At 57.5% G+C, this 23,671-nt stretch carries 21 protein-coding genes and 1 pseudogene; 12 read left to right on the top strand and 10 right to left on the bottom strand.

Annotation, left to right across the window (positions count from 1 at the left end; translation table 11 throughout):
• The 3 genes and pseudogenes from TM5383_RS07465 to TM5383_RS07475 form a co-directional block, all read left to right on the top strand.
• Positions 1 to 1,522 (top strand): annotated as a pseudogene (locus tag TM5383_RS07465) (preprotein translocase subunit SecA); the annotation flags it as partial.
• A 126-nt stretch (positions 1,523 to 1,648) separates the two neighbouring features.
• Positions 1,649 to 2,677: a hypothetical protein gene (locus TM5383_RS07470; protein ID WP_058318432.1), complete on the top strand. Its 1,029-nt coding sequence runs from the start codon at positions 1,649 to 1,651 to the stop codon at positions 2,675 to 2,677.
• A gap of 33 nt (positions 2,678 to 2,710) precedes the next feature.
• Positions 2,711 to 4,270, top strand: a complete 1,560-nt coding sequence (locus TM5383_RS07475) for a phosphate ABC transporter substrate-binding/OmpA family protein (protein WP_058318433.1) — start codon at positions 2,711 to 2,713, stop codon at positions 4,268 to 4,270.
• A 6-nt stretch (positions 4,271 to 4,276) separates the two neighbouring features.
• On the opposite strand, the gene radC is transcribed toward TM5383_RS07475, so the two are convergent.
• On the bottom strand, positions 4,277 to 5,029 hold the full coding sequence (gene radC, locus TM5383_RS07480) for a RadC family protein (protein WP_058318434.1): 753 nt from the start codon (positions 5,027 to 5,029) through the stop codon (positions 4,277 to 4,279).
• 148 nt (positions 5,030 to 5,177) lie between these two features.
• On the opposite strand from radC, the gene TM5383_RS07485 reads away from it, so the two are divergent.
• On the top strand, positions 5,178 to 5,543 hold the full coding sequence (locus TM5383_RS07485; protein WP_058318435.1) for a hypothetical protein: 366 nt from the start codon (positions 5,178 to 5,180) through the stop codon (positions 5,541 to 5,543).
• A gap of 42 nt (positions 5,544 to 5,585) precedes the next feature.
• Here the strand turns inward: TM5383_RS07485 and dnaJ are convergent, their stop codons facing one another.
• A complete protein-coding gene (dnaJ, locus tag TM5383_RS07490; protein ID WP_058318436.1) occupies positions 5,586 to 6,746 on the bottom strand; it encodes a molecular chaperone DnaJ in 1,161 nt (386 codons plus the stop codon).
• A gap of 79 nt (positions 6,747 to 6,825) precedes the next feature.
• Positions 6,826 to 8,760, bottom strand: coding sequence for a molecular chaperone DnaK (gene dnaK, locus TM5383_RS07495; RefSeq protein WP_058318437.1), 1,935 nt, complete (start codon positions 8,758 to 8,760; stop codon positions 6,826 to 6,828).
• 233 nt (positions 8,761 to 8,993) lie between these two features.
• Between dnaK and TM5383_RS07500 the strand changes: the two genes are divergently transcribed.
• Entirely contained in the window at positions 8,994 to 9,599 is a 606-nt protein-coding gene (locus TM5383_RS07500) for an alpha-ketoglutarate-dependent dioxygenase AlkB family protein (protein WP_058318438.1), read from the top strand.
• Positions 9,600 to 9,606: 7 nt separating this feature from the next.
• On the opposite strand, the gene TM5383_RS07505 is transcribed toward TM5383_RS07500, so the two are convergent.
• On the bottom strand, positions 9,607 to 10,428 hold the full coding sequence (locus tag TM5383_RS07505) for an ABC transporter permease (RefSeq protein ID WP_058318439.1): 822 nt from the start codon (positions 10,426 to 10,428) through the stop codon (positions 9,607 to 9,609).
• Between the two features lie 175 nt (positions 10,429 to 10,603).
• Here TM5383_RS07505 and cysQ point away from each other — a divergent pair, with 175 nt between their 5' ends.
• The 7 genes from cysQ (at position 10,604) to TM5383_RS07540 (ending at position 19,271) form a co-directional block, all read left to right on the top strand.
• Complete coding sequence (cysQ, locus tag TM5383_RS07510; protein ID WP_058318440.1) at positions 10,604 to 11,401, top strand: 3'(2'),5'-bisphosphate nucleotidase CysQ; 798 nt, start codon at positions 10,604 to 10,606, stop codon at positions 11,399 to 11,401.
• On the top strand, positions 11,401 to 12,663 hold the full coding sequence (locus tag TM5383_RS07515; protein ID WP_058318441.1) for a glycosyltransferase family 2 protein: 1,263 nt from the start codon (positions 11,401 to 11,403) through the stop codon (positions 12,661 to 12,663). Before cysQ ends, TM5383_RS07515 begins: the two co-directional genes overlap by 1 nt.
• Before the next feature lie 136 nt (positions 12,664 to 12,799).
• Positions 12,800 to 13,693: a UTP--glucose-1-phosphate uridylyltransferase gene (locus TM5383_RS07520; RefSeq protein WP_058318442.1), complete on the top strand. Its 894-nt coding sequence runs from the start codon at positions 12,800 to 12,802 to the stop codon at positions 13,691 to 13,693.
• A 111-nt stretch (positions 13,694 to 13,804) separates the two neighbouring features.
• A complete protein-coding gene (locus tag TM5383_RS07525; RefSeq protein WP_058318443.1) occupies positions 13,805 to 15,049 on the top strand; it encodes a glycosyltransferase family 4 protein in 1,245 nt (414 codons plus the stop codon).
• 66 nt (positions 15,050 to 15,115) lie between these two features.
• Complete coding sequence (locus tag TM5383_RS07530) at positions 15,116 to 16,126, top strand: glycosyltransferase family 2 protein (RefSeq protein ID WP_058318838.1); 1,011 nt, start codon at positions 15,116 to 15,118, stop codon at positions 16,124 to 16,126.
• 13 nt (positions 16,127 to 16,139) lie between these two features.
• On the top strand, positions 16,140 to 17,840 hold the full coding sequence (locus tag TM5383_RS07535; RefSeq protein WP_058318444.1) for a DUF5927 domain-containing protein: 1,701 nt from the start codon (positions 16,140 to 16,142) through the stop codon (positions 17,838 to 17,840).
• Positions 17,841 to 17,846: 6 nt separating this feature from the next.
• The gene (locus TM5383_RS07540; protein WP_058318445.1) at positions 17,847 to 19,271 is read left to right on the top strand and encodes a hypothetical protein; all 1,425 of its coding nucleotides are present in this window, start codon (positions 17,847 to 17,849) and stop codon (positions 19,269 to 19,271) included.
• Positions 19,272 to 19,329: 58 nt separating this feature from the next.
• Here the strand turns inward: TM5383_RS07540 and TM5383_RS07545 are convergent, their stop codons facing one another.
• The 6 genes from TM5383_RS07545 to TM5383_RS07570 all read right to left on the bottom strand — a co-directional run bounded on the left by TM5383_RS07545 (position 19,330) and on the right by TM5383_RS07570 (position 23,285).
• A complete protein-coding gene (locus tag TM5383_RS07545) occupies positions 19,330 to 19,797 on the bottom strand; it encodes a PTS sugar transporter subunit IIA (RefSeq protein WP_058318446.1) in 468 nt (155 codons plus the stop codon).
• Positions 19,798 to 19,841: 44 nt separating this feature from the next.
• Positions 19,842 to 20,408 carry a ribosome hibernation-promoting factor, HPF/YfiA family gene (gene hpf, locus TM5383_RS07550; RefSeq protein ID WP_058318447.1) on the bottom strand — a complete coding sequence of 189 codons (567 nt, stop codon included), beginning with the start codon at positions 20,406 to 20,408 and terminating at the stop codon, positions 19,842 to 19,844.
• A 320-nt stretch (positions 20,409 to 20,728) separates the two neighbouring features.
• Complete coding sequence (gene lptB, locus TM5383_RS07555) at positions 20,729 to 21,487, bottom strand: LPS export ABC transporter ATP-binding protein (protein WP_058318448.1); 759 nt, start codon at positions 21,485 to 21,487, stop codon at positions 20,729 to 20,731.
• A gap of 4 nt (positions 21,488 to 21,491) precedes the next feature.
• Complete coding sequence (gene lptA / locus TM5383_RS07560) at positions 21,492 to 22,004, bottom strand: lipopolysaccharide transport periplasmic protein LptA (protein WP_231725075.1); 513 nt, start codon at positions 22,002 to 22,004, stop codon at positions 21,492 to 21,494.
• 33 nt (positions 22,005 to 22,037) lie between these two features.
• Positions 22,038 to 22,637, bottom strand: coding sequence for an LPS export ABC transporter periplasmic protein LptC (gene lptC, locus TM5383_RS07565; protein ID WP_058318449.1), 600 nt, complete (start codon positions 22,635 to 22,637; stop codon positions 22,038 to 22,040).
• 21 nt (positions 22,638 to 22,658) lie between these two features.
• Positions 22,659 to 23,285 (bottom strand): ribonuclease D, encoded by a 627-nt coding sequence (locus TM5383_RS07570; RefSeq protein WP_058318450.1) that lies wholly within the window; start codon positions 23,283 to 23,285, stop codon positions 22,659 to 22,661.
• Positions 23,286 to 23,671: the final 386 nt, after the last annotated feature.

Consider the following 23,671-nt stretch of genomic DNA (forward strand, 5'->3'; position numbering starts at 1 on the left):
GGTCCCCACCAACCGTCCGGTCGTCCGGAAGGATTAGGACGATCAGGTTTACCGCACCGCGCGCGAGAAATTCGACGCCTCGGTCAAGACGATCAAAGAGGCGCATGCCAAAGGCCAGCCGGTTCTGGTCGGCACCACCTCGATCGAGAAGTCTGAATACCTTAGCCAGCTGCTGACCGCAGCTGAGGTGCCGCACAACGTGTTGAACGCCCGCCAGCACGAGCAAGAGGCGCAGATCGTTGCCGACGCTGGTAAACTGGGCGCTGTGACCATCGCGACCAACATGGCGGGCCGTGGTACCGACATCAAACTGGGCGGCAACGTCGAGTTTAAGGTGATGGAAGCGATCGCCGCCAACCCCGATGGCGATCACGCCACCATCCGCGACCAGATCGAAGCGGCCCATGAGGCTGACGAACAGGCGGTTAAGGACGCAGGCGGTCTGTTTGTTCTGGCCACCGAACGCCACGAAAGCCGCCGCATCGACAACCAGCTGCGCGGTCGTTCGGGCCGTCAGGGCGATCCGGGCCGCTCGGTCTTCTTCCTCAGTCTTGAGGATGACCTGATGCGCATCTTCGGTTCTGAACGTCTGGACGCGGTGCTGTCGAAACTGGGCATGAAAGAGGGCGAAGCGATCGTTCACCCTTGGGTCAACAAATCGCTGGAGCGCGCGCAGGCGAAGGTCGAAGGCCGCAACTTCGACATTCGTAAGCAACTGCTGAAATTCGACGACGTGATGAACGAACAGCGTAAGGTCATCTTTGGCCAGCGCCGTGAGATCATGGAGGCAGAGGATCTGTCCGAAATCGTCAAGGATATGCGCGATCAGGTGATCGACGATCTGGTCGATGCCTACATCCCGCCGAAATCCTATGCCGATCAGTGGGATACCGAAGGGCTCTACGCTGCTGCGATTGAAAAGCTGAACCTTGATGTGCCGGTCATCACTTGGGGTGATGAAGAGGGTGTTGATGGTGACGTCATTGCCGAACGCATGGAAGAGGCCGCAGATGCCAACATGGCGGAAAAGGCCGAAGCCTTTGGTGCGGAAAACATGCGTGGCATTGAAAAGCAGATCCTGTTGCAGACGATTGACGCCAAATGGCGTGAACATCTGCTGAAACTGGAACACCTGCGGTCTGTCGTTGGCTTCCGTGGCTACGCGCAGCGTGATCCGTTGAACGAATATAAAACCGAAAGCTTCCAGCTGTTTGAATCGCTGCTCGACAGCCTGCGTGAAGATGTATCGCAGAAGCTGGGTCAGGTTCGCCCGATGACCGAGGAAGAGCAGCGCGCCATCATGGAACAGATGATGGCCCAGCAGGCCCAAATGCAGCAGGCCGCCGCTGCAGCAGCCCCTGCGGCAGCAGACCAAGCTGGTGGCGAGCAACTGGCATTTGAACCGCTGGTTGAAGGGTTCGATGAAAACGATCCGACGACTTGGGGCAACCCCAGCCGCAACGATGCTTGCCCCTGTGGGTCCGGCAAGAAATTCAAACATTGTCACGGTCGCCTGGCCTAATAGCCACCACCTGACAGACATCTTTCACCAGGCGCGGAGTCCCCAAAGACTCCGCGCCTGTGCCTTTTTTGTGCCCCTTTTGCCGCGTTTTATCAGGATTGGGTTCTTCTGATTGGAGGCGGGACAATGGCACTGACAAACAGATTTCTAATGGGTTGCGCGTCGCTGTCGATGGTGTTTGCCATCGGGTTTGTGATGCAGAACGGGGCGGACACGCCGCCGGCTCCTGTCGTGCGTTCCTACGATCAGGCACAGCGCCTGATTGCGCCACCTGTGTCCACCGATACCCTGGCCGAAGCCAGCGCAGAAGCAATGGCTGTTAGCCGCGATCGGATTGCTTTGTCTGACATCGCATTGACTGTTGGTACGGCTTCTGATGCTGCAGATGATGCGGTGGACGCTCTTGCCCTCCCTGCGGACGACGAACGCTTGGCCAGCATCGCGCCGATTGACCCAATGAACGATCTTGCACCCCTTGAGGTGGCCGAACGTGCCTGCGATCCGGTGATGGAACTGAGCGCGCAGCCTGGGGCAATGGTTCTGGTTTCCATCGATGCGCCATGTCTGCCTGGCGCGCGGGTCACGCTGCACCATAACGGTTTGATGTTTACACATCTCACAGACGCAGCCGGTCAGTTGGTCGTTTCGGCGCCAGCCCTGTCTGAATCGGCTGTGTTCATCGCGGATCTGGGCAATGGCGACGGTGCGGTTGGCCATGTGATGGTACCGGATATGGTCCAATATGAGCGGGCCGCTGCGCAATGGCGTGGAGATCTGGGTATCAGCCTGCACGCCTACGAATTTGGCGCAACTTATGGCGAAGAAGGCCATGTTTGGGCTGGTGCGTTGTCGACTTCGGCAGTGGACGCTCAAATGGTGTTGCTTGGGGATCGGGATCTGCCGGAAAGCTACCGCGCAGAAGTCTACACTGTCCCTGCCACAGCTGCGATGGCGGGGCAGGTCCAGCTCTCGATTGAGGCTGAGGTGACAGTGGCCAATTGCGACCGCGACATTCAAGCTGAGGCGATCCAATGGCGCGCTGGCGGCCAGCTGGAGGTACGCGAACTGTCGCTTGCGGTTCCGGGGTGTGACACGGTTGGTGACTTTCTGTTGTTGAAAAACCTGCTACAAGACCTGAAACTCGCTGCGCGTTAAGTCGCAGAACACAGGTCAGGCAGGGGCGGCAGGATGACTATTTTGCGTGCGGCGATTAGCGCCGCACTTTTTCTTATCGGCACAATGGGTCAGGCGGTTCTGGCGCAGGATGTAACGCTCACCTCGCGCGATGGTTCGGTTGAAATTTCAGGTGATCTGCTGGGATTTGACGGTGAATTCTACCGTGTACAGACGCTTTATGGCGAATTGACCGTCGATGGTTCTGGCGTTCTGTGTGACGGGCCAGCCTGTCCTAATCTGACGGATTACGTTGCGCGCTTGACCCTGTCTGGATCGGCCACAATGGGACGTCTGGTGGTGCCAGCGCTGGTGCAGGCCTTTGCGGACCGACAAGGTTATCGTGTGGTCCGCACGCAACCTGATACTGATACGATGCTGCTGTCGTTGACCGAAGCCGACGGTCGTGTTGCTGGCGAGCTGACCCTGAAACTGAGGAGCACTGACCAAGGTTTCGCTGACTTGCTGACCAATGAAGCCGATATCGTTATGGCACAGCGCGAAATGCGCGCGCGTGAACGCAGCGATGCAATGCTTGCTGGGCTGGGGGACATGCAGGATGGTCGCCGCGGTCGGGTGTTGGCGTTGGATGGGCTGGTGCCGGTCGTATCTGATGGCAATCCTATCACCAAAATATCGCCATCTGTCTTGGCTGATGTTCTAACGGGCCAAGTGTCAAACTGGTCTGATCTGGGTGGTCCAGATGCGCCGATTACCCTGCATTTGCGCGGCGAAGGCGCGGGTTTGTGGCAGGTGGTCGAGGATCGCCTGCTGGCGCCCGCTGGGGGGCAGTTGGTGTCTGGTGTGTTGCGCTATGACAGTGACCAAACCTTGGCAGAGGGGGTTGTGCGCGATCCGTTTGGTTTGGGGCTGGTCAGCGCCAGCGCTGCGGGTGGGGCGGTACCACTTGGGCTGACCGGCGCCTGCGGATTTACCCTGCAAGCTGATCGATTAAGCCTGAAGACCGAAGACTATCCGCTGTCAGCGCCAATGTTTTTGTACCTGCCAGCGCGCCGCTTGCCGAAATTGGGGCGCGATTTCATGCGATTTACGCGATCCGATGCGGCGCAATTGGTTATTCGCCGTGCGGGTCTGACTGATCAGGCGCCCGAAGAGGTTGGGATCAAGGCGCAGGGGGATCGGTTTGCCAATGCAATTACGCAGGCCGGACCAGAAATCGGGCTGGATGCCTTGCAAAGGTTGGTTGCGGATCTGACAGACCGTCGCCGCCTGTCGTTGTCGTTCCGCTTCGAGGCAGGGTCGGCGCGTTTGGATGCGCAGTCACGGTCGAATGTCGCACTGTTGGCCCAGATGTTGGAGGCAGGACGCTACGATGCGCGTGACTTGCTTTTTGCGGGGTTCAGCGATGGCGACGGCGGTGCGGCGGCGAACCAACGGATTGCTGAAAAGCGTGCAGGCGCTGTCTTAACAGCGGTCAAGCAGGCGGCAGAGACAGCCAATCTGGACCAGATCACCCTGAGTGCGCGCGGTTATGGTGAGGCCCTGCCAATGGCCTGTGATGACAGCGCGTGGGGCCGTCAGGTGAACCGTCGGGTAGAGGTCTGGCTGCGCTGAGCGGGATCACAACAGCCCCTCACTGCGAAACGACACCTCTCGTGATTTGCCGATGATCAGATGGTCATGCAGCGTCAGGCCCAGCGTCTGCGCCGCCAGATGGATTTGCTGCGTCATGTCGATGTCCGCCTGCGAGGGCGTTGGATCGCCGGAGGGGTGATTGTGCACCAATATGAGCGCTGAGGCGTTGAGTTCCAGCGCCCGTTTCACCACTTCGCGCGGATAAACAGGCACATGATCCACGGTGCCCTGTGCCTGTGCCTCATCCGCGATCAGGACGTTTTTGCGATCCAGATAAAGGACGCGAAATTGTTCCGTATCCCGATGCGCCATCGTCGTGTGGCAGTAGTTCAGCAACGCCTCCCAGCTGCTGACCACATGGCGTTGCATGACGCGGGCACGGGACAGGCGATGTGCTGCAGCCTCCACCACCTTTAATTCGCAGATCACCGCATCACCGACACCGCTGACCTCCCGCAGGCGGGGAATGGGGGCCGAGAGGGTGCGGTTGAAATCACCAAACGTGTCCAGCAGGCGGCGGGCCAGCGGCTTCACATCCTGACGCGGGATGGCGCGGAACAGCACCAGTTCCAGCAATTCGTAATCCGGCAAGGCATCCGCGCCGCCGTTCAGGAACCGTTCGCGCAGGCGTTTGCGATGATCGCGGATATAGCTGGGCTGTTTCGCTGCCCTTTGCGGCGCGGGCGCTGGGGCCGCGGTTTGGAACAGCGGTAAAGGAGATTCGCGAAACTGGCTCATACCCGCAGGCTAGCGCGAGTTGGTTAGCAAAGGGTAAACGCTGGCAGCCCTTTACGGGCGCTTTATCATTCTCTGGTTGCAAGGGAACTTTTACACGAGATTTTTGTGTTAACCTGAACGAGAGAATCGGCGGTGTAGGAAGAGTGTGTTGAAAAAGCGTATAAAGCCTGAACTGGAACCAATAAAAATTCCAGAATTTTTAAAGAAACAGCACGAGCCTATTACGGCTGAGCAGCGTAAGAACGCTGAGGAAAACCACCTCATGCCGCCGTGGGATGTATTCCCTGAGTATTCGCTCGGTGGGGCAGGGTGGTATGGTGAGATGCCTTCCCGCTTCCTGCTCGAATTCACAAAATGGTATTGTTTGTTGGGACCAGACGCCCGTAACGCCTACAAAGCGGAACTGTCCATTCCCGTAGCTTGGGAAGGTTTCCTGGAAGAAGTCGAAGCCGGTTCCATACGCAAAATCTGGCCTGAATTGTGTTTGGCCCGGTTAAGTTGGGCACCGGTTTGACGCAACAGACCAAAGTAAAAGGGCGCCGAAGCGCCCTTTGTCTTAACCCTTCATCGAGTCCCAGAAGCTTTTCACTGAGGAAAAGAAGCTGGAGCTTTCGGGGTTGTTGTCCTCGGACAGTTCCTCAAACTCTTGCAGCAGCTCTTTCTGGCGGGCTGTCAGGTTCACGGGTGTCTCGACCGCCAGTTCAATGAACATATCGCCGGAATGGTTGCCGCGCAGGGCAGGCATGCCCTTGCCGCGCAGGCGCATCTGGCGGCCGGATTGGCTGCCACCGGGGATTTTCACGCGCGAGCGGCCACCGTCGATGGTGGGCACTTCGATGTCGCCCCCCAATGCCGCTGTGGTCATCGACACCGGCACGCGGCAGAACAGGTCTGCATCTTCGCGTTCAAAGATGTCGTGCGCTGCCACCTCGATAAAGATGTAGAGGTCGCCCGAGGGGCCCCCGCGCATGCCTGCTTCGCCTTCGCCAGCCAGACGGATACGGGTGCCAGTTTCCACGCCTTTGGGGATGTTCACGCTGAGCGAACGGTCCTTTTGCACGCGGCCCTGACCACCACAGCCCTTACAGGGGTTCTGGATGATCTGGCCCAGACCGGAACAGGTCGGGCAGGTGCGTTCAACGGTGAAGAAGCCCTGCTGTGCGCGGACCTTACCGATGCCGGAACAGGTCGGACAGGTCTGCGGTTCTGCGCCACCTTCGGCGCCGGAGCCGTCACAGGACGTACAACTGACCGAGGTGGGCACCTTGATCGTTTTCTGCATGCCGGTGAAAGCGTCTTCGAGCGAGATGCGCAGGTTATAGCGCAGGTCCGCACCGCGGGTTGCGCGCGAACGGCCACCGCCGCCACCGCCGCCCATGCCGCCGCCGAACAGGTCGTCAAAGATGTCCGAGAACGAACCAAAGCCGCCGTCATGGCCGCCAAAGCCACCGCCCATGCCGCCACCGGGACGGCCACCGCCGCCCATGCCACCTTCGAAGGCGGCGTGACCGAAGCGGTCATAGGCTGCTTTCTTTTCGGCGTCTTTCAGGCAGTCGTAGGCTTCGTTGACTTCTTTGAACTGCGCTTCCGCGTCGGGATTGTCCTTGTTGCGGTCGGGGTGCAGTTCTTTGGCCTTGCGACGGTAGGCCTTCTTCAACTCATCAGCCGAGGCCCCTTTGGAGGCGCCTAGAACGTCGTAGTAATCCCGTTTTGCCATTTGGGTACTCCCTCTTGCAGAACGTCAAAGGCCGGCCCGGATGGGCCGGCCCCGATTGTGTTCCTGGGAAAAACGCGGATTAGGCGCGTTTGTCGTCGTCCAGATCCTCGAAGTCGGCATCGACGATATCGTCGTCACCGGCAGCGGGGCCTGCATCGCCGTCTACGTCAACGGGGCCTTCTTCGGCCTCGCCCTCTTCCTGTGCGGCCTTGTAGATGGCTTCGCCCAGTTTCATCGCCGATTCGGTGACGTTCTGGATGCCGGACTGTAGCTTGTCTGCCTTGACGTCGTCTTTGGCCAGATCGTCTTTCAGTGCGGCGATGGCCAGTTCGATGGCTTCGATCGTGGTCGGGTCGACCTTGTCCGAATGCTCTTCCATCGACTTTTCGGTCGACAGGATCAGGCTTTCAGCTTGGTTGCGGGCCTCTACCAGTTCGCGGCGCTCTTTATCCGCTTCGGCGTTTTCTTCGGCGTCCTTGACCATCTGTTCGATGTCGTCATCCGACAGACCGCCCGATGCTTGGATGGTGATCTGCTGCTCTTTGCCGGTGGCCTTGTCCTTGGCGCCAACGGATACGATGCCGTTTGCGTCGATGTCGAAGGTCACTTCGATCTGGGGCATGCCGCGCGGTGCGGGCGGGATGTCTTCGAGGTTGAACTGACCAAGGATCTTGTTGTCCGCAGCCATTTCACGCTCACCTTGGAAGACGCGGATGGTCACGGCCGACTGGTTGTCTTCGGCGGTCGAGAAGACCTGCGATTTCTTGGTCGGGATGGTGGTGTTGCGGTCGATCAGACGGGTGAACACACCGCCGAGGGTTTCGATACCCAGCGACAGCGGGGTCACGTCCAGCAGAACAACGTCTTTTACGTCGCCTTGCAGAACACCGGCCTGAATGGCAGCGCCCATGGCCACAACTTCGTCAGGGTTCACACCCTTGTGCGGCTCTTTGCCGAAGAACTTGGTCACTTCTTCGATGACCTTCGGCATACGGGTCATACCACCCACTAGAACAACTTCGTCGATGTCGCCAGTGGTCAGGCCTGCGTCTTTCAGGGCTGCCTGACAGGGCTTGATCGAGTTTTTGATCAGGTCGGCAACCAGGCTTTCCAGTTTCGCACGGGTCAGTTTGACAACAAGGTGCAGCGGCTGACCGGTCGATGCGTCCATCGAGATGAACGGCTGGTTGATCTCGGTCTGCTGGGCCGAGGACAGTTCGATCTTGGCTTTTTCAGCGGCTTCTTTCAGACGCTGCAGGGCCATCTTGTCCTTGGTCAGGTCAACGCCGTGCTCTTTCTTGAACTCGTCCGCCAGGTAGCTGACGATGCGCATGTCGAAGTCTTCACCACCCAGGAAGGTGTCACCGTTGGTGGATTTCACCTCGAACAGGCCTTCGTCGATTTCCAGAATGGTCACGTCGAAGGTACCACCACCAAGGTCGTAAACGGCGATGGTTTGGGTTTCTTCTTTGTCCAGACCGTAGGCCAGTGCGGCGGCGGTCGGTTCGTTGATGATGCGCAGCACTTCCAGGCCGGCGATTTTACCGGCGTCTTTGGTGGCCTGACGCTGTGCGTCGTTGAAGTAGGCAGGAACCGTGATCACCGCCTGAGTGACTTCTTCACCCAGGTAGGACTCTGCGGTTTCTTTCATCTTGCCCAGAATGAACGCCGAGATTTGCGAAGGCGAGTAGGTTTCGCCTTTGGCTTCGACCCATGCGTCGCCATTGCCACCGTTCACAACGGCGAAGGGCAGGTTTTTCTTGTCTTTGGCCAGATGCGCGTCGTCTGCACGACGGCCAATCAGGCGCTTCACACCGAACACGGTGTTCGATGCGTTGGTGACGGCCTGGCGTTTTGCCGGCTGGCCCACCAGACGTTCGTCGTCGGTGAAGGCGACGATCGACGGGGTGGTGCGCGCACCTTCCGCGTTTTCAATTACTTTCGGTTGCGAACCGTCCATCAGCGCGACGCAGCTGTTGGTGGTCCCAAGGTCAATACCGATGACTTTCGACATTTTTTGATCCCTTTTCACTTCAAGGCGATTGCACGAGGCGAAGACCCGTTATGGCATCCTGCCCCGATCTGGTTGGTGTGCCGGATACTTTGGATGGCCAAAGGTGGTCCCGCACGCTTCTCGGCGTATATAGGGAGGGTGGCGGCACCCTGCAAGCACTGCAAAAGGAGGGAATCGGTGATTCTGACGGGATTCTTCAACCATCTGGCACGGCAGAGGCGCGAGGGGACGCTATGACCACAGTTGTGAGTTTGCGCGGGGTGCAGATTTATCCCGGCCTGCTATCGCCACAGATGCAGGCGAATCTGGTCGAAGATCTGCGTGCTTGTGCGCGTCAGGCGCCGTTTTTTACCCCTGTTACCGCGTCTGGCAAGGCGATGTCGGTGCGGCTGACATCAGCTGGGCAGATGGGCTGGGTTAGTGACCGGCGCGGCTATCGCTATGAGCGCCGCCATCCATCCGGTGCCGAATGGCCGGCGATTCCCGACATTGTGCTGGGCCTGTGGCGGGATCTGGTAAGTGGCGAGCGTGATCCCGATTGCTGTCTGATCAACTACTACGGCGAGGGCACCAAAATGGGGCTTCATCAGGACCGTGATGAAGCGGATTTTCAGTGGCCGGTGCTGTCCATATCGCTGGGAGACGAAGGGTTGTTTCGCGTCGGCAACACCACACGGGGCGGTAAGACGGAATCAGTCTGGCTACGCTCTGGCGATGTGTTGTTGATGGGGGGGGACGCGCGGTTGGTTTACCATGGGGTCGACCGGATCCGGTTCGGATCCAGTCGCCTGTTGCCGCAGGGTGGGCGGATTAACCTGACTTGTCGCGTTGTGACCTAGGGGCGCGTTAGCGTTTTGCACCCCAGCTGAGCGAAGAATTGCGACGGGTGTAGAATTCACCGATCAGGCCCAGCATGAGGATTACGCCATAAACGATGATCGCATATTTGATCGTCGAATAGCGCGGTGTGTAGTTGATGAAAATAAACCCTCGCGCCTGATCAATGATGTGAAACAGGGGGTTCCAGTCAAACATTGCCAGCATAAAACCGGGCAGTGTGTTTGCCAGAAACATCTTGCCCGAGGCGATCATGTTGGCGCGCTGATAGATCAAAGTGAAAATTTGCACTGTTCCCGGGAACCACGGTTTCAACGCCAGCAGCACGGTGCCAATCGCCAACCCGCCAAACCAGGCGAGAAGGAGCATCCCAAAGGCGCCCGCTGCATCCTCGATGACGAACTTTTCAAATCCCATGTAGTAAATGAACAGGATCAACGACAGCGCCAGAACCTGCAGGTAAAGCGCGCTAAGGGCGGCAGACATGATGGCGACGATTGTGTTCATCGGCGCATGCAGCATCATCGGGGACGTTGGACCTTCGGCACCAGCCACTGCGCCAAGCGTTTTGGTGTGCGTCATGTAGAGGAAAATCCCCGACATCAGATACAGCAGAAAGTCCCCGCGCACCGCTGTTTTACGCAGACCAAGGATCGAAAACATCAGATAGAAGGCCATCACCATGATCGCCAACTGCAGTAGGTTCACCAGAATCGACAGTACAGCGTTGCCGTGGGTTTTACGGATTTTGCGTGCGATTGAGTGATAGACCAGCTCCGCCATGGTAACGGCGGCCTCTAGGCTGTTTTCCTTGCGACTGTTGTAGAACATTTCAGCGACTGCTCCCGCATGTTGCGGTTATTAGTACGGACAATCCTTGCCGTTTCGTTAGCCTAAGACCATAAGAGGGTGGCGAATTTATGGCAACACATGCCCCCTGCAACGGTGTCTCACAGCTATGAGAGGTGCCGATGAGGGCGCATAGGTGAATTGAGAGGATGCCAGATTGGATTATCAGAAACTGACCGAAGTGATGCGCAAACTGGCGCTGGAAGCGGGCGACAAGATCATGGAGATCTACAACTCCGACAGTTTCGAAGTGAAGGTGAAGTCCGACGAAAGCCCCGTGACCGAGGCAGATGAAGCTGCGGACGCGCTGATCTCTGCTGGACTGCGGGCGGCGTTCCCTGATGTGTTGCTGGTGACCGAAGAACAGGCTGACAGCCATTGTCAGCGCGCGGATACGTTCCTGATCGTGGATCCGCTGGACGGCACCAAGGAATTTGTCCACCGTCGTGGCGATTTCACCGTGAACATTGCCTATGTTGAAAATGGTGTGCCGACCCGCGGTGTGGTTTACGCGCCTGCGCGCAACCGGATGTTCTATACGCTGGCAGATGGTGCCGCGGTTGAGGAAACTGGCGCACTGGCCAAGGATCAAATCGGTGAAACCACCCCGATCCGCGTGTCCGATGCCGATAACTCCGCGCTGTTGGTTGTGGCGTCGAAATCGCACCGCGATCAGGCCACGGATGACTACATCAACAAATATTCGGTTGCAGACAGCAAAAGCGCGGGTTCGTCGCTGAAGTTCTGTCTGGTCGCCACTGGCGAGGCGGATATTTACCCCCGCGTGGGCCGCACGATGGAATGGGACACTGCCGCAGGTCACGCCGTTCTGCATGGTGCAGGTGGCAAGGTTGTGCGTTTTGACGACCACAGCCCACTGACCTACGGCAAGGCAGACTATGCCAACCCGTTTTTCATCGCTTATGCCCCTAGCGTTGAATTGAAAGAGGCGTAATGCCCGACGCGGCGGCCCCAAAGCATACCCCGGCAGAGGTCATTTCGACCTCTGTCGTGGTGGTGAGCAGGGGGCGTGGTGATGAATTGCAAAGGTGTCTGGCCGGGCTTAGCCGGCTTTACTATGGCGCCTATGAGCTGATCGTTGTCACCGATCCGGTGGGCGAGGCCGCTGTTGACGCGGCTGGCTTGCGCCATGAGGTCAAGCTGATCCCATACGATACGCCTAACATTTCTGCAGCGCGCAACCTTGGGATAGCGGCTGCGGCAGGGGATGTTGTCGCCTTTATTGATGACGATGCAGTGCCGGAACCCACTTGGCTGACGCATCTGATTGCACCTTTTGCGGATGATCAGGTGGCAGCCACTGGCGGGTATGTGCGTGGGCGCAACGGAATCAGCTATCAATGGCGTGCCCGTTCGGTGGATATGCAGGGTCGGGCGCATGATCTGCCTATCAACGGCGATGTCCCGCAGATGCTAACCCCGCCCAAAGATCATGCGATCAAAACCGAGGGCACCAATATGGCTGTGCGGCGGGCTTGGCTGCTGCGGCTTGGCGGTTTTGATGAAGCATTCCGTTTCTATCTGGATGAAACCGATCTGAACCTGCGGCTGATGAAGGCCGGTGGAAAAACCGTGGTGGTGCCGCTGGCCGAGGTGCATCACGCCTATGCACCCAGTCCCCGTCGTCGACAAAACCGCGCGGTGACGGACCTGTTCGATGTTGGGGCCAGTTCAGCGGTGTTCCTGCGCAAACACGATCCTGATGGGGATCATGCAATTGCCCTTGGCCATTTGCGTCAGGAACAATGGGATCGTTTGCACCGTCAGGTGCGGCGGAAGTTGATTAGGCGGGGCGATATGGCAGATGTCCTTGCCTCGCTAGAGGCTGGCATCGCTGAAGGTGCGCAGCGTGATCTCGGCCAGATGATGCAAGCGGAGGGGAGTAATGATCTCCTACCGTTAAGCAGCCGCGCCAACGGGCAGCACCAAACCCTGATTGCGTGGCGTTGGTCGCAGCGCCGGATAATGGCGCAGGCGCGTGAACTGGCGGCGCAGGGGGTGACGGTATCGCTGTACCTGTTTAGCCCTGACAGTCGTTATCATCGCTTGGGCTACCGCCTGCCGGGCATCTGGGTACAGCAGGGCGGGGTTTATGGGCGAAGCGATAGATGCCAAAAAATTGTGCAATTCACGCGCAGGGGGTGCCGCGCCAAGAAAGAGATGCTGCGTGTGCAAATAGTGCGCCAAATTTCTTGATAATGTCGCAATTATTGGTGATTAGTGTTCGAGTTTTATGACCGGTAGCCACGTTGGCGACTGGGGGAGCTGCCTGAGAGTACCTTTATTTTGTTCGGTACTGCGGGTAGAAGAAATTTAAGAACAAGAGGCAATTATGACACGTCCAATAACCAAAGCGATCTTTCCGGTTGCAGGGCTCGGCACCCGTTTCTTGCCTGCGACTAAATCTGTACCCAAAGAAATCATGACGCTGGTCGATCGACCACTCATTCAGTACGCCATTGATGAAGCTCGCGCTGCCGGTATCGAAGAGTTCATTTTTGTGACCTCGCGCGGCAAGTCGGCACTGGAAGATTACTTCGACCATTCCCATCAGTTGCAAACCGATCTGGCCGCCAAAGGCAAGACAGAGCTGCTGGATATTCTGAAGTCGACCAACATGGATAGCGGCCAGATTGCTTATCTGCGTCAGCACAAGGCGCTGGGCCTTGGTCATGCTGTATGGTGCGCGCGCCGCTTGATCCACGATGAACCCTTTGCGGTGATCCTGCCCGACGATGTGATCGCGGCGGAAAAGCCCTGTCTGCAACAGATGGTCGAAGCCTACCAAGAAACCGGTGGCTCGATGGTGGCCACGATGGAAGTGCCGCGCGAAAAAGCCAGTGCCTACGGTGTATTGGATGTCGCGAACGATATGGGCGCCGTTGTCGAAGCCAAAGGCATGGTTGAAAAGCCCCCGTTTGGTACCGAACCGTCGAACTTGGCTGTGATCGGCCGCTACATTCTGCATCCGAATGTGCTGACCTCGCTCGACACGCAGGAAACGGGCGCAGGTGGTGAAATTCAGCTGACTGACGCGATCGCCAAAGAGATTGGCACTGACCGTGGCGTCTACGGATACCGCTTTAACGGCCAGCGTTTTGATTGCGGGTCCAAGGCTGGGTTCTTGCAGGCGACCGTTTCTTTTGGTCTGGCCCGTGACGAACTGAAAGACGAATTGCGCGAATATCTGACCGAAGTTCTGGCTGTCGATAAGGCAGCGCAGTAATCGCTTGGCGCCAATCGGCACAAGCAAATCCTTGTATTTGCTTTGATTAATGATGAACATGGCCCGGCGGAGTCCGGGCCTTTTCATTTTCCCCGGGCGCGAAGGAAGTTGATGCCCGATCGTGCCGAAAAACCAGCAGCATTTTTGTTGGATGTGACCCGCAGTTTGCGGCGGGTCGGCCGTTTGCCTACAGGCGTTGATCGGGTCGAGCGGGCTTATATCCGTTGGGTCTTGGATCAACCGCAGCCGGTGTTTGCCTTGGCGCGTACCAGACTGGGATACGTTTTGCTGGACCGTGCTGGATTGCAGGCCGTTTGGGACCGGATCGAAGGACGGTTGCCATGGGGGCGGGCAGGCGTGCTGTCCTTTTTCGGGCGTAGTGATGCCGCCCGCCGGCAGGGGGAAAGTGATCTGCGGCGCCTAGCGCTGGCGCGCTGTATACCTCAGCGCTTATCGGCGGTATTGGCGGCACATCTGCCGCAGGCGACGACCTACCTGAACCTGGGGCATTCGAACCTGACACCTCGGGTGCTGCGTGCATTGCGGCAGCAGGGGGCACGGGTTGTGGTGATGCTGCATGATCTGATCCCGCTCAGTCATCCTGATACTCAACGTCCGCAGCAGCGGGCGCAGTTTGGCGCAATGGTAGATCGTGTGCAGCAGAACGCCGATTTGATCTTGTGCAATTCCGCGGTGACAGAGGCCGATGTTGTCCAGCACATGGGCGCCAAGGGCACATGCCCGCAGACCCTGGTTGCGCCTTTGGGTCTCGATCTGGACGAAGACACGGATTTGCAACCTCTTGAGATGCCCGCTGGGTTTGATCACGATCTACCTTTCGTCATGACGCTTGGCACCATAGAGCCGCGTAAGAATCATGCCCTATTGTTGGATGTCTGGGATCAACTGGCGGCGGACGGTGTGCCATTGCAGCTGTTGATCTGTGGTCAGCGTGGCTGGATGAATGAAGAGGTGTTTCGGCGCTTGGACCAATGGCAGGCACGGCGGACGTGCGTGTTCGAGATGGCAGGGTTGAGCGATGGGCAATTGGCGTGGCTGATGCAGCGCGCGGCAGCGCTGTTGTTTCCGTCTGTTGCCGAAGGCTATGGGCTGCCAGCGCTTGAGGCGCGCGCGCGCGGCTGTCCGGTGATCTGTAGCGATTTGCCGGTTTTTCGCGAAGGCCTTGGAAACAATGCCGTTTACCTACCGGTGAATGATGCCTATTCTTGGACAATAACAATGACCGAACAGGCACAGCTATCACAGGCTTCTCCGCATCAGACGCGCGCTGAACTGGCACGATTTGTGCCTCCTAGCTGGCAGCAGCATTTTGATCTGGTGTTAAGGCAGTTGTGACACACTGGCCCGGCGGTTTCTGGTCAAAGGTTTGGGTCGTATCTGGCCCGCGTTGGGGGAGTGAGCTTGGGCGTCTGGACGGCATATCGGTTAAGGGTGAAGCGGCAGCGTTATCTGGGGCGGGCTATTCGCAAGCGTCAGGAATTATCGCCTGTGGTCAACCGGACCAAAGCGATCAAACCTGGTGATATCCTGCTGTTCTGCACCCAGCGCAATGAGGCGATCCGCCTGCCATATTTCCTGCAGTACTACCGCGATATGGGGGTGAACCATTTTCTGTTCGTGGACAACGACAGCGATGATGGATCCGTGTCTTATCTACAGGATCAGCCGGACGTGTCATTGTGGCACACACGCGCCAGCTATAAACGCGCGCGTTTTGGGGTGGATTGGCTGAATTGGCTACAGAGCAAATATGGCCATGAACATTGGAATCTGGTGGTCGATCCGGATGAATTCCTTGTCTACCCGTTCTGCGACACCCGCCCGTTGCGGGCGTTGACGGATTGGCTGGACGCGTCTTCGATCCGATCATTTAGCGCGATGTTGTTGGATATGTATCCTAAGGGTCGTATCGACCAGCAGCCCTACACTGTTGGTCAAAACCCGTTGGAGATTGCCAATTGGTTTGACAGCGGTAACTACGCAATCGAACGAAACTGGAAATTCGGCAATCTGTGGATTCAGGGCGGACCGCGTCAGCGTGTGTTTTTTCCCGACGCACCGGAGAAAGCGCCGGCCCTGAACAAGATCCCGCTGGTGAAATGGAACCGCCGTTACGTTTACATGAGCTCTACCCATATGTTGCTGCCGCGCGGCTTGAATGCGGTGTATGACGAATGGGGCGGTGAAAAAGCCAGCGGCGCCTTGCTGCACACCAAGTTTCTGGACACCTTTAACGACAAAGCCAAAGAAGAACTGCAGCGCAAACAGCACTATTCCGGTTCTGTCGAATACAAGGCCTATGCCGCTACTCTGGATGAAAACCCAGACCTGTGGTGCAAGTGGTCGGAAAAATACATCAACTGGCGTCAGCTAGAGATCCTTGGGCTGATGTCCAAAGGCAACTGGGCGTGAAGGGGGGCGCGGGATGAGCAGCGTCGGGATCGTCATGCTGGTACATACTGCGCTGGGCCGTGCTGAACAGGTGGCGCGGCACTGGTCTGCTGCGGGCTGTCCGGTTGTGATCCATGTAGATGGGAATGTGTCTCAGGGCATTTATCGGCGTTTTGTCGATGCGCTGTCGGATTTGCCGGATGTGAAATTCAGCCCACGCCATCGCTGTGAATGGGGCACATGGGGGCTGGTCGCTGCGACCCAAAGCGCCAGTGAGATGATGCTGGATCATTATGGTGAGGTGCGCCATGTCTATCTGGCCTCCGGATCTTGCCTGCCGCTGCGCCCTATTGAAGAGCTGATCGATTATCTGGCCGATCGCCCCACTACCGATTTCATCGAAAGCGCGACCACCGCGGATGTGCCTTGGACCGTAGGCGGTCTGGATGAAGAGCGGTTCAACTTCTCCTTCCCGTTCAGCTGGAAACGGCAGCGCTATCTGTTTGATCGCTGGGTGTCGCTGCAACGGCTGGTTGGACGCAAACGGGCGATGCCCAATGGCATCATCCCACATATGGGCAGCCAGTGGTGGTGCCTGACACGGTCCACCCTGTCGGCGATTCTGACCGATCCTGATCGCGAGTTGTACGATAGCTTCTTCAAGCGGGTCTGGATCCCGGATGAGAGCTATTTTCAGTCACTCGCCCGCCTGCATGGCAGCCAAATCGAAAGCCGCTCGCTGACCCTGTCGAAGTTCGACTTTCAGGGGAAGCCACACATTTTCTACGACGATCACCTGCAGCTGTTGCGCCGGTCTGACTGTTTTGTGGCGCGCAAGATCTGGCCGCATGCAGATCGGCTGTATGAGAGTTTCCTAAGCGATCCCGCATCGATGATGAACGGCGCAGAACCAAACCCAGGCAAGATCGACCGCATCTTTGCCAAGGCCGTGGATCGCCGGACCCGGGGGCGTCCGGGCCTCTATATGCAATCACGCTTTCCCCATGATGGCTGGGAAAATGGTGTGACCTCGTCGCGCTATTCGGTGTTTCAGGGCTTCGGTGATTTGTTCGAAGATTTCGATCAATGGCTCACTCGGGCGGTGGATGTACGCATTCACGGCCACCTCTTTGCCGAAGAGCGGGTCGAATACGCCGACGGCCAGACCGTGATGAATGGTGCGCTGAGCGATAGCGCAGCGATACGGGACTATAACCCGCAGGCCTTCCTCACCAATTTGGTTTGGAACGCGCGTGGGGAACGACAGTGTTTCCATTTCGGCCCACGGGACATTCAGGACATTGGATGGATTTTTGCCAAAGACCCGAATGCGCAGGTGTCGGTTATTTCGGGTGCTTGGGCGGTCCCGCTGTTCCTGTCCAAGCGCAGTTTCTCCGAGTTGCGCCGAGAGGCGGCCGTCTTGCAGAAAATTGAGGCTGAATACCTGAAGATTCTGCGGTCGCCCTACGCATCCGCACGGATTCGCATCTGGACCATGGCCGAGTTTATCGAAGCACCGATGGAACCGCTGCAAACCATCATTGATGAAATCGGCACCCGCCCCGGTCCCCGTCTGGTCGATGCGCCCAAGATGGTAGATCTGACGGGCTTTGGTCAGTTTTTGCAAAACCTCAAGAATCAGGGGATGCACCCCTATCTGATGGGCGATTTTGCCGTAGAACGGGGCATGAGCAGCACCCAACGCCCCAAACGAAAACCATATTTGGCACGATAGGCAGTTATGAGCGACAGGTTTGATTATTTCGTAGTGTTTGCTGAAATGCGCACCGGCTCCAACTTTCTGGAGGCGAACCTGAATGCCTTCCCCTCGCTGACCTGTCATGGCGAAGCGTTCAATCCCCATTTCATCGGTTATCCGAACTCGACCGAAATTTTGGGTGTTACGCAGGATATGCGTGACGATGATCCGCAGCGCTTGCTGGACACGATCCGTCAGCACAGCGAGGGCATGGGCGGGTTTCGCTATTTCCACGATCATGATCCGCGCATTCTGGATGTGATGCTGGACGATCCGCGCTGCGCCAAGATTGTGCTGACCCGTAATCCGGTCGACAGCTACGTTAGCTGGAAAATCGCGCAGGCCACCGGCCAGTGGAAACTGACCAATGAGACCAAGCGCCGCGACAGCAAGGCGGTGTTTGACCGTACCGAATTTGAAACCCATCTGGCTGACCTGCAGGCGTTTCAAGTCACGCTGTTGAACCGATTGCAGGCGGCCGGGCAGACGGCGTTTTATGTCGCCTATGAGGATCTGCAGGATCTGGATGTGACCAACGGTCTAGCCCGCTGGCTGGGGCTTGAGGAGCAGCTGGTAGAGCTGGACGGCAAGCTGAAAAAGCAGAACCCAGCCCCGCTATCCGAGAAAGTCGAGAATTATCCTGAGATGGAGGCGGCGCTGTCCCATCTGGATCAGTTCAACCTGACCCGCACCCCAAACTTTGAACCGCGCCGTGGCGCTGTGGTCCCGTCCTACGTTGCGGCGAAGGATGCGCCGTTGTTGTTCATGCCGCTGCGCAATGGCTGTGACGATGCTGTCCGGCGCTGGATGGCGGCGTTGGATGATGTGGACGCAGGCCAGTTGCAGGACGGGTTTTCGCAAAAGACCCTCAGGATGTGGAAAAAGGACCATGCTGGGTTCCGCAGCTTCGCGGTTCTGCGTCATCCAGTGGCGCGGGTGCATGATGCGTTCTGTTCCCGCATTTTGGCCACAGGCCGTGGCACCTACCCCAAGATCCGCAAGACGCTGAACCGTCGCTTTGATCTGGGCCTGCCGGATGAGGTGGACGCGCAATATGACGCGCAGGCGCACCGCGCGGCCTTCCTTGGGTTCCTTGATTTCCTCAAGATGAACCTGTCTGGCCAAACTGCGATCCGTGTGGATGCGACGTGGTGCAGCCAAAGCCAGACCCTGCAAGGGTTTGCCGATATCGCCCAGCCGGACATGATTCTGCGTGAAGATGAATTGGCAGACATGCTGCCTGTTCTGGCGGCCTCTGCCGGTCGGATGCAAGCGCCCGAGTATGCCCGCCCACCAGAGATGGCGCCAATTGCGCTAGAGGCGATCTATGACGCCGACCTAGAGGCCCGCGTCGCAGCGATTTATCAGAAAGATTATATCAGCTTTGGATTCAGCAGCTGGGCCTAAGGCAAAGCTGCTGACAGGCAAAGCTATTGACTGGCTGTCTGTGGTGCCAAAGGGCGGCTTAGGCCGCCTGTTGGCCACCCTGATCTGCGGTCAGGATAGCGTGCAGTGTCGCTGTATCGGCATTGGCGCGCAGTTTTGTGCATAGCGATGCCTCGCGCAACGAACGCGATACCAGTGCCAGCGCTTTCAGGTGTTCAACACCCGCATCTTCAGGTGCGAAGAGCGCAAAGATGACGTCTACGGGCTGACGGTCCACCGCTTCGAAATCAATCGGCTTTTCCAGCAGCACAAATGCGCCAACAACGCGGTCAATATCTGCCAGTCGAGCGTGGGGCAGGGCCACACCGTGGCCCACGCCCGTTGGTCCCAGGGTTTCACGTTCCAGCAGCGCCTCAACCGCGGCCTCTGGGTTCACCCCATAGGCTGATGCGGCCAGATCGCCCAGATCATGCAACAAACGTTTCTTGCTGGAGGTCGCGCCAATAACCTTGACGGCCTCCGGTTTCAGGATGCTCGAAAGTTCCATGTCTGTCTTCAGCGCTCCGCTGGACGGGGTTTCCCGGCCTGTGATTACTGAGGATCAATCCAGCCTATGTTGCCGTCTTCACGGCGATAGACCACGTTCACCCCATCTTTACCCTCATTCCGGAAAACAAGCACCGGTGCCCCGGCTAGTTCCATCTGCATGACCGCTTCACCGACGGACAAGGATGGGATCTTGGTTTCCATCTCTGCGACGATGATCGGCTGCAGGTCTGCAGGTTCCGATTCAGTTTCGTCAGCATCAGATGCGAGGATATAGGACGAAGCTCCGAATTGTTCAACAGGTTCCGAGCGCGTGCTATGGTGGTCTTTCAGTCGGCGCTTGTAGCGTCGAAGCTGTTTTTCCATCTTATCGCAGCACTTTTCGAAGGCAGCGTAGATTTCATGGTCATGGGCTTTGGCCTGCGCTGTCAGGCCGGTGGACAGATGCACGGTTGCTTCGCAAACAAATTCGTTTGCCGACTTGGAGAAGATGACATTGGCGTCCGTAGGACGTTCTGCATATTTCTGTACCGCGGCACCTAGGCCATCCTGTACGTGGGTTTGCAGCGCTTCGCCGATATCAATCTGTTTTCCAGTGATTTGATAGCGCATCAGGTCTCCTTTTCGTGACACTCCACCAATTAACATACAGCCGGCCCCAACAAGGGATCGGTGGCGTTAAATGGGGAGGTTGGATTGCAAAATGGCCGAACCTTGCACGCCCGATTGCTGCAACAGTGTGCGCGGGGATGTGGCCTGCGTGCGGACGGGTCTTGTTGCCAAGACCGACCGTTTCAAAGCTGCACATGCAAGAGTCGCCATACCCTAATCGAACCCCTTTGTTGCCCCAGTGTCAATCAATCTATGCAAGTTTTTTGAACTGAATTGCATAGCCAGGTGGCAACTCTAGGATGGGTTAGCTGATCAAAGGATTAGGAAATTTTGAAGTTGTCACCCAGATAGACGCGGCGGACGTTTTCGTTTTCCACGACTTCTTCCGGTGTGCCGGACATTAGCACTTTGCCATCATGCAGGATGTAGGCACGGTCAACGATTTCCAGCGTTTCGCGCACGTTGTGATCGGTGATCAAAACGCCAATACCGCGCTTTTTCAGGTCGGCTACCAGATGTCGGATATCGCCGACGCTGATCGGATCCACACCGGCGAAAGGTTCGTCAAGCAGCAGGTATTTCGGGTTTGCCGCCAAGCAGCGGGCAATTTCTACCCGCCGGCGTTCGCCGCCTGACAGGGCCAGCGCAGGGGCGCGGCGCAGGTGTTCGATGGAAAACTCTGACAGCAGCTCTTCCAGCCGTTCACGGCGCTTGTGGCGATTCTTTTCCGAGATGTCGAGGATCGAGGCGATGTTGTCCTCAACGCTCAACCCGCGAAAGATCGACATTTCCTGCGGCAGATAGCCAATGCCCAGTTTGGCGCGGCGATACATCGGCAGGCCGGTCACATCGCGACCGTCGATTTTCACGTGCCCGCCCTCGGGGTAGACCAGACCTGCGATTGAATAAAACGTCGTCGACTTGCCACAGCCGTTCGGGCCCAGCAGGGCGACAACCTCCCCCCGGTTCAGCGACATTGAAAAATCGCGGATCACCACGCGGGTTTTGTAGCTTTTGCGCAGGTTTTCGACGCTCAGGCCCTGTCCGCCTTCGGTCAGGGTCAGATCGGGGGTGGTCATTGAATCAGTTCCCCGTCTGCAGGGTGGTGCGTACACGGCCGCCAGCGGTGGCGGTGCCGGCGTCGATGTCTATGGTCACTTTTTCACCGGTGATGGCGTTTTCGCCCTGTGTCAGCAAGACATTGCCGGTCAGCACAACAATACCCGCGTCGATATCGTAATCCGCGTTCTGCGCTTCGGCGGCGTCTTTGCCGCTGGCCATGGTCACGCCACCGCTGGCCTGGAGAGAGGCGATTTTCTGGCTGTCTTCTTTGTAGACCACCAACACCGTCGCGGCGGACAATATCATGTCGCCTTGTTCGATGACCACGTTGCCAGTGAAGGTGGCGGTGCCATCTTCCTGGTTCACTGATAGGGCGTCGGCGCTGACAGATACGGGTGTGTCAGGTGAGGGGCGGGTCGAGCCAAAGGCCAGTTCCTGCGCCAAAGCAGAGGTCGGGGCCAAAGGCAGGGTCAATGCCGCCACCATTGTCAGGGCCAATGGGGCCAGAAATTTGAACATCTTTGCGCGGGTCATAATTCTATTGGTCCTAATCAAGCGCCCTAACTCTTAGGGCTGATATACCAGCTTTACGCCATTTGTGAAAAGCAAATGGACATCACCTGTCTGTGTGTCCTGGGTCAATTCCATTTTGCCCGCGGTCAACTGTCCGGCAGGGCCGTCAGCCTGCACCGGTCCGTCTGTGCTGGCGGCAACTGTATCCATCTGTGTCGTCAGCGCATCCGTGCGTACAGTGTAGCCGGTGGAACTGTAGATTAGCACCTCTCCGGTCAATTGAGCCACTTGATCACGGGTGTTCAATGTGCCGCTGATGGCAGAGAACGTAACTTTGGTCCCGCTGTTCAGATTGATTTGTGCCCGCAATGCCCGCGCGAGCGCCATATGAGGGACCACCGGATCGGGCTGTGCGGTATCTGCTTCGAAGGCGAGGATGTCACCTGAGGGGCTGGCGCCAGCAAAGCGAGGGTTCGAAATCACTTCGTCGCGGGCACGTTCCTGCAAATCGTTCAATGCGATGGGCAGATCGCCCGACGGCCCACGGCTGTCGGAAAACAGAAACAAAGTCGATAGCAAGGCCAGCGACGCTAGTGGCAAAAGGATTTTCGCCAGAACCACAAAACGTGAATAAAAACCGTCGCGCGCTGCCATAACCGTACCTCTGACCCGCGCCTAGTGTGAAAAGATGTCGACGTCGGGCCAGCCAGCCAGATCCAGTCGGGCACGGGTTGGCAGGAAATCAAAACAGGCCTGCGCCATTTCTGCGCGCCCTTCGCGGTCCAGCATCCGGTCCAACTCCCGTTTCAGGCGATGCAGGTGCAAAACATCCGAAGCTGCATAATCCAGCTGTGCCTTGGTCAGGGTGGGCGCACCCCAGTCGCTGCTTTGCTGCTGTTTAGAGATGTCTTGCTGTAACAGTTCCTGCAGCAGGTTCTTCAAACCGTGACGGTCGGTGTAGGTGCGTACCAGTTTGCTAGCGATTTTGGTGCAATAAACAGGTGCTGCCAATGCGCCAAAGGCGTTGAACATCGCCGCAATATCAAAGCGCCCGTAATGGAACAGCTTTATCACGTCGGGGTTTTCCAGCAGCGCGCAGAGGTTTGGTGCCGCCTCTTTGCCTTTGCCGATCTGATCCTGTGCGATCTGGACGATATGCGCATGTCCGTCACCGCCGGACAACTGCACCACACACAGACGATCGCGGTGTGGGTTCAGACCCATGGTTTCACAGTCGATAGCCACCATAGGACCAAGGTCCAGTCCGTCGGGCAGGTCGTTCTGATACAGATGATTGGTCATGCAGGTCCTCTGCGCACAAGAATCGATGGTGCGATGCGGCGACTTGGGATGCCAGCGCACCCCAGCGTTCTAGGCGTCTGCGTGTGATTTGCCAAGTTTACCCCACCTGAGAAGCCGCAAGGAATCGCCTAAGCCAGCGGTTGCACGGGAAAAAGCGGGTGGACTAGGCCGTTTTGGCAGGTCTTTGTGCTTTTTTACGATGCTGGTCTAGGCTGTTAAGGGTTTGGAAATGTTTTGAAATTAATTGATCTGGGTAACTTTTGAAAAACGTTGCCCGTACCAAAGTATGTATGTCCATACCAATACCCAGATACCCAGGTTGGGCCGTCTTCGGGTAGAAATAATACCAAGGTACTGGTGATGAGTTCCAAAGTTGTAAGTAACCC

The sequence above is a fragment of the Thalassovita mediterranea genome (genome assembly GCF_001458435.1).
GTDB lineage: Bacteria > Pseudomonadota > Alphaproteobacteria > Rhodobacterales > Rhodobacteraceae > Thalassobius > Thalassobius mediterraneus.